Genomic DNA, 6,698 nt, shown 5'->3' on the forward strand with positions numbered 1-6,698 from the left:
TAGCTGGCCAGCTGCAGGTTGATGGGCTGCATGGGTTACTCCGGTCGGTTCTGGGTGTCCTCGGGTGCGACCACGGGCCACATCCGTTCGAATTGGCGGCGCAGGGCGAGGTTCTCCTCGCGCAGGCCGAAGTCCTCGCCGCGGGCCAGCAGCCCGTACTCCACCATGGTGCACCCGTCGGGGCCGGTGGTGCCACGGACCCACGCGCGCCGGCGGCGCACGAACAGGCTCACGATCAGGGCCACGAGGGCGAGGATCGCGAAGAAGCCGACGCCCCACTTGCCCGGGTCGTGGTGGATGTCCAGGCCGACATAGCGCTTGACGCCGTCGAAGCTGATCGAGCCCTTGCCCTCGGGCAGTTCGTAGGACTCGCCCGGGGTCAGCGTGATGCCGCCGGCGTCCACGCTCCGGGAGTTCAGCTCGGTGAGGTCGTCCGTGTCCAACACGTAGACGTTCTGCGGCACGCCCTCGTCCAGGCCGAGGTCCCCGTAGTACGAGTTCAGGTTCAGCTCGGGCTTGTACAGGTCCGGGTCGATCGAGACCGCCACCCCGTCCTCACCGGTGTAAGCGGTGGGCAGGAAGAAGCCGACGAAGCCGAGCTGCTCGGGTTGCGCGTCGGGGGCCTTGATGACCATCAGCGAGGTGTAGACCTGGTCCTGGACCTGCGCCACCACCGGCCCCTGGAAGGCGATGTCCCCGTTGCCGTCCCGCACGGTGACCTCCGGGGCGTAGCCGTTGCCGACCAGGTAGACGCGGGTGTTGTGGATGTCCAGGGGATGGTTGACCTTCAGGACCTGCTCCCGGGGCTCCCCGTCGGTGCCGTCCTGGACCTCCATCACCGCGGTGAAGTCCAGCGGCTGGCCGTAGTGCGTCTGCGACTCGCGGTCGAAGACGGCGTCGAAGCTCTTCAGCGACATCGAGAACGGCACCAGCCGGTCCTCGGAGAAGGCGCTGCCGGGGGTGAACGAGTCGTAGGCGACCAGCGTGTTGGCGAAGCCCTCCCCCTCGACGAGGATCTTCTGCCCGCTGTAGCTCAGCAGCGAGCCGACGGCCATGAAGGCCAGCACCCCGATCAGGGACAGGTGGAAGACGATGTTGCCGATCTCCCGCACGTAGCCGCGCTCGGCGCCCACGGAGGCGCCGCCGTCGGGCTCCTGGCGGACCTCGATCCGGTAGCCGCGCTTGCGCAGCACCTGCGCGGCCTGCTCCACCGCCTGGGCCGGGGCGGGGCCGGTGGGCTCGAGCACGACCCGGCCATACTCCGGCAACCGGGACAGCCGGCGCGGGGTGCGCGGCGGGGCCGAGCGCAGCACCTTGGCGTGCTTGACGGCGCGCGGGAACACGCAACCGATGAGCGAGACGAACAGCAGCAGGTAGATCGCCGAGAACCAGACCGAGGAGTAGACGTCGAACATCTGGAACCGGTCCAGCCACTCCCCCAGCACCGGGTTCTGCTCGAGGTAGTCCTGGACGATCTCGGGACCGGCCGGTCGTTGCGGGAACAGGGAACCGGGCACCGCGGCGACCGCGAGGATCAGCAGCAGCATCAGCGCGGTGCGCATCGAGGTCAGCTGGGTCCACATGAACCGCAGCGTGCCGGTGAAGCCCAGCGAGGGCAGCTCGACCTCGGGCTTCTGGGGGGTGTCCTCGCGGGTCCGTTCGTCCCGGACGACCCTCACGTTGTCCTGCTGGCTCAAATCGGCAGCCTCACTTCGTTGGCGAACCAGGTCTGCAGCTGCACGACCCAGTCATTCCACAACCCGCTCACCATGAGCGCGCCGAGCACGATCAGCAGTCCCCCGCCGATGCGCATCACGGCCACGCGGTGGGTCCGGAAGAACGCGAGCGCACCCATGCCCCGGCGCAGACCGAGGGCGATCAGCAGGAACGGCACCCCCAGGCCCAGGCAGTACACGAACGCCAGGAAGGCGCCCTTGCCGGGGTTCGTGGACCCGGCGGTGGACATCGCCAGCACGGCCGCCATGGTCGGGCCGATGCAGGGCGCCCAGCCCAGGCCGAACGTCATCCCGAGCACGGGCGCGCCCCACAGCCCCGCCCTCGGCTGGGCGTGGATGCGGCGGTCCTGCTGGAAGACGGCGAGCCCGCCCATGAACACCACGCCGAGCACCATCACGACGACGCCCAGCACCCGGGTGAGCCACTCACCGTCCCCCTGGAGCCAGATGGTGACCTGGGAGAACACGATGCCCACCAGGACGAAGACGACCGAGAACCCGAGCACGAACAGCCCGATCCCGGCCAGCATCCGCCCCCGCCGCTGGTCCTGCAGGTCGGCGCCGGTCAGGCCGGTGACGTACCCGAGGTATCCGGGGACCAGGGGCAGGACGCAGGGTGAGAGGAAGGAGACGAGCCCGGCCAGCAGGGCGACGGGCACGGCCAGCAGCAGCGAGCCGTCCATGACGATCTCGGCGAAGGGGTTGACGGTGGCGGCCTGCAGCATGGAAGGGATCAGGCCTGCTCGTCCACCACGGTGGTGATCAGGCTCTTGAGCGTGGAGGGCTCGGCCACGCCGAGGATCCGGGAGGAGACCCGGCCCTGGCGGTCCAGCACGATCGTGGTCGGCACGGCCTGCGGGGGGACGTAGTCCGTCATCGCCAGCAGCACCTGGCCCCCGCGGTCCTCCAGGGAGGGGTAGGTGATCCCGAAGTTGCGCTCGAACGCCTCCGCGGTGCCGGCGGTGTCCCGCACGTTGACGCCCACGAACCGCACTCCGGCGGGCTCGAACTGTTCGTGCAGGGCCTGCAGGTCCGGGGCCTCGATGCGGCAGGGGGCGCAGGCGGCGTACCAGAAGTTCAGCACGGCCGGCTGCCCGGTCAGGTCGGCCGCGTCGACGGTCTCCCCCGAGAAGAGGGTGGAGGTGAACCGCACGGGCTCGCCGCGTTCCGCGGCGGCGATCTCCAGCACGGATCCGTCTCCGGCGATGTAGTTCTTGCCGTCCGCGTTGCCGGCCTGCGCGGCCAGCGGGTCGTCCGCGCCGGAGCAGGCCGCCAGCACCGGCAGGGCTGCGAGACCGGCCAGTCCGGCCAGCACGTTCCGTCGGCTCAGTGCGGGTCCGCGGGAGTCACGGGGCGGGGGCAGGGCTGTCATGGGTGCTCGGGGAACTTCCATCGGGGGCGGGGGCTTCCCATGGATTCTACCGGTCGTAGTAGAAGCTGGTGGAATCCTGTGAGCTGGCCGACGCCGGTCAGGCGCCGGTCAGGCGCCGGGCAGGTTGCTGGCCTGGGAGAGCAGGGCCGCGTTCGGCTCCCGGTACTCGACGCGCGGCACGGTCTGCCCGGCGTCGAAGTGCAGCGAGGTGACCGAGGTCAGGGTGCATTCGCGCTGGCGGGGATCGTGCCACAGCGGCCTGCCCTCGACCGAGAGCCGGGTGACCCAGATCGGCAACTGGTGGGAGACGATGATCGCCTCGGCACCGGGGCCGTCCTGTTCCACGGCACGGTCCCGCAGGTCCTGGATCGCGGCGGCCATCCGCGCCACCTGGGCCCGGTAGGGCTCACCCCAGGACGGACGCAGGGGGTTAACCAGGAGCGGCCAGTAGCGCGGGTTCCGCAACCGGCTGCCCACGCCCGAGAGCCCCTCGAACCGGTTGGTGGCCTCCAGGACCCGGTCGTCGGTGTCGATGTCCAGGCCCAGTGCCGCACCGATCGGCGCGGCGGTCTCCTGGGCCCGCTGCAGCGGCGAGGCGACGAGCACCGCCGGGGCGCGGCCGGTGCGCTCGGCCTGCTGCGTGAACCAGTCGGCCACGTCGGAGGCCATGCGCCGGCCGAGCTCGGAGAGGCCGTAGCCCGGGATCCGTCCGTAGAGGACCCGGTCCGGGTTGTGGACTTCTCCGTGGCGGACGAGGTGGACGGTCGCTACTGGCATGCGTCCAGTCTGGCAGACGCCGGCGGCCCGTCCGGACAGCCGTTCTTCAGCCAGTGGCAGTACCGTTGGGGTCAGACTCCCGCGACCGCGCCACGCCCAGGAAGGCACCCCCCATGACCGAGCAGAACCGTCCCGACCAGCCCGATTCCGGAGAGCCGCAACCGGGACAGCCCCACCCGGGTCAGCCGCAGCCGGGTCAGCCGCAGCCGGGTCAGCCGGGTCAGCCGCTCGAGGATGCCGCCGGCCAGCCGCGCTACGGGGTGCGGCTGACCCCGGAGCAACTGGCCCAGCACCAGGCCCAGCAGCCCTCACCGGGCGCGCAGCCGGGCCAGCCTGATCAGCCGGGCCAGCCGGGGTACCCCTCGCCCGCCTACGGCCAGCCCCCCTACGGCCAGCCGGGCCAGCCCCCCTACGGCCAGCCGGGTCAGCCCGCCTACCCCCAGCAGCCCTACGGCTACCCGGTGCAGGGACAGCAGCCGATGGGCCCGGTCCAGCGGCCGAAGGAGATCGACCGTTCGTACTGGCTGATCCTCGCGGCCGGTCTCGCCTTCCTCGTCATCGAGCTGTTCGCGGCGTTCTCGCCGTCCATGGGTCTGACGCCCGAGATGGTCGAGGAGCTCGAGTCCCAGTTCCGGGCCGCCGGCATGACGGTGGACGTCAACGAGCTCATGGACTCCGTGCGCGTGATGGCGATCGTGTTCACGGTGCTCATCGCGGGCCTGTACTGGCTGATCGCCACGGGCATCCGCAAGGGGTCCAACGTCGCCCGGATCTTCGGCACCATCTTCGCCGCGATGTCGTTGCTGTCGGCCTTCGGCCTGGGCATCGTCTACGTGGCGCTCGGCGTGGCGGGCATCGTGTTCGCCTACCTGCGCCCGTCGAACGAGTACTTCCGCGGCAAGGCCTGGGAGAAGGCCCTCCGCCGCTGACACCAGCACTCCCGACGACGGCGCCGTCCGGCCCCAGCTAGAAGCTCGCCAGGGGTGGCAGCCGGGACATCGACGGTGACCGCGGACCGGTGAAGAGTCCTGACGGGCCGGTGGGCCGCACGCCCGTGCAGCCCACCGGCCCGTTGCCTGTTCGGGGCGGGTTGCGGATGATGTGCGGGCCCCCTGGCCGCATGGGCCCGGAACGCCACAGACGACCCGTGACGCGGGTTGGTCCCCGGTCCTGCCGTGGACGCTTATCAGGTCCGCGCGCCTCCCTATATTAGTACACATGTTCGATCAGAACAGTCCGAAGGACGGTACGGCACAGACCCGTGGCCCCGCCGGTGAGTCGCCCAGCGGCCCGGCCGGCGGCCCCGCCAGTGAGCTGCGGGGCGCCGTGGTGGGGTCCCCGGAGTGGGCGGCAGACCTGGCGGCCTGCGGGGTGCCGCTGGGCACCGTGGTCGCCGGTCCGGTCAGCCCGGCCCCGGTGCCGGGCTCGGCCCGGGAACTGGTCGCGGCGCGGATGGCCTTGGGGCTGATGGTCCCGGCTGGCACCGAGGCAGAGGCCGTGGACCGCATCCGTGTGCTGGAGCAGCTCAAGGCCGCCTGCGCTGCCGCCCAGGCGCGTGAGACGGCCGCCCTGGACACCCTACGCCGCACCGCCGAGGCCGACCGCGGGGTGCCGGTCGAGCGGCGGGGACGAGGCCTGGGTGGGGAGTTGGGCCTGGCCCGCGGTGAGTCCCCGCACCGCGGCTCTCGGCAACTGGCCCTGGCGCGCGCCTTGTCCGAGGACCTGACGCACACCCTGACGGCGTTGTCGGAGGGGTCGATCTCGGAGGAACGAGCCGGGGTGGTGCACCGTGAGACCGCCTGGCTATCCACGAGCACCGCCCGGCGCCGGGTGGACACCGCCCTGGTCGACGGGTTGCCCGTGCTCGGGGCCCAGCAGTTGGCGATGGTGGCCCGGGAGCTGGCCGTGGAACAGGACCCGGCAGCCGCCGCAGAGCATTTCGACACCGCGGTGGCCGAACGCCGGGTCACCGTCCGGGCCACAGATCACGGGATGGCCACCCTCACCGCGACCCTGCCGCTGGCCCAGGCCGCAGCCTGCCACCGTGCCCTGAGCGAGTCCGCCGCCCGCCTCGCGGCCTTCGGCGAGGCCGAGGGACGCACTCCGGCCCAGGTTGTGGCCGACACCCTGGTCGAGCGCCTCACAGGCCAGGTCACCGCCGCTGCCATCCCGGTGGAGGTGCACCTGGTGATGACCGACCAGGCCCTGCTCGGCACCGAGGACACCCCGGCCCGCGTCCCCGGGCACGGTTCCCTTCCCGCCCCGGTGGCCCGGCAGATCGTCGCCGACACCGACGCGGACGTGTTCCTGCGCCGGCTCTACACGGCACCGGAGTCCGGTCAACTGGTGGCCATGGATTCCCGAAGACGCACCTTCCCGGCCCTGCTGCGCCGCATGGTCGTGCTGCGCGATGAGCTGTGCCGCACCCCGTACTGCAACGCCAGGATCAAGCACCTCGACCACGCCACCGCGCACGCCGCCGGCGGCCAGACGAGCTGGGACAACGCCTCCGGGCTCTGTGCACGCTGCAACTACGCCAAGGAGAACCCAGGCTGGACCCACAGCGCCGGCCCCGGCCAGCTCACGGTCACCACCCCCACCGGCCACCACTACCGCCACCCCACACGGCCGCTCGTCGACGCCGGTCAGTCACCGCCCCCGCCCCAGCACGGCCGGTTCCCCGGCTTCACCCCACTGCACTTCTCGATCCGGCAGATCATCGCCCTGCTCGACGCCGCCTGAAACCCGAGCGGGCGGGTCTAGACGGTATGTAGTGACCGCTCCGGCGTGGAGGGGTTGCGGGCCGGGGCCTC

General features: G+C 71.5%; 6 protein-coding genes. 2 read left to right on the forward strand and 4 right to left on the reverse strand.

Going from position 1 to position 6,698, the window contains the following annotated elements:
• Positions 1-35: 35 nt before the first annotated feature.
• The 4 genes from resB to PLJ28_RS14400 form a co-directional block, all read right to left on the reverse strand.
• Positions 36-1,583 (reverse strand): cytochrome c biogenesis protein ResB, encoded by a 1,548-nt coding sequence (gene resB, locus PLJ28_RS14385; RefSeq protein WP_298044968.1) that lies wholly within the window; start codon positions 1,581-1,583, stop codon positions 36-38.
• Positions 1,584-1,693: 110 nt separating this feature from the next.
• Complete coding sequence (locus tag PLJ28_RS14390) at positions 1,694-2,461, reverse strand: cytochrome c biogenesis CcdA family protein (RefSeq protein ID WP_183527730.1); 768 nt, start codon at positions 2,459-2,461, stop codon at positions 1,694-1,696.
• 8 nt (positions 2,462-2,469) lie between these two features.
• The gene (locus PLJ28_RS14395) at positions 2,470-3,108 is read right to left on the reverse strand and encodes a TlpA family protein disulfide reductase (RefSeq protein ID WP_183527732.1); all 639 of its coding nucleotides are present in this window, start codon (positions 3,106-3,108) and stop codon (positions 2,470-2,472) included.
• Positions 3,109-3,216: 108 nt separating this feature from the next.
• A complete protein-coding gene (locus PLJ28_RS14400) occupies positions 3,217-3,885 on the reverse strand; it encodes a histidine phosphatase family protein (RefSeq protein ID WP_298044967.1) in 669 nt (222 codons plus the stop codon).
• Between the two features lie 113 nt (positions 3,886-3,998).
• Between PLJ28_RS14400 and PLJ28_RS14405 the strand changes: the two genes are divergently transcribed.
• Positions 3,999-4,814 (forward strand): hypothetical protein, encoded by an 816-nt coding sequence (locus PLJ28_RS14405; protein WP_298044965.1) that lies wholly within the window; start codon positions 3,999-4,001, stop codon positions 4,812-4,814.
• 289 nt (positions 4,815-5,103) lie between these two features.
• Positions 5,104-6,627: an HNH endonuclease gene (locus tag PLJ28_RS14410; RefSeq protein ID WP_183527738.1), complete on the forward strand. Its 1,524-nt coding sequence runs from the start codon at positions 5,104-5,106 to the stop codon at positions 6,625-6,627.
• Positions 6,628-6,698: the final 71 nt, after the last annotated feature.

The organism is Citricoccus sp., from assembly GCF_035445025.1.
In the GTDB taxonomy this organism is placed as follows: Bacteria; Actinomycetota; Actinomycetes; order Actinomycetales; family Micrococcaceae; genus Citricoccus.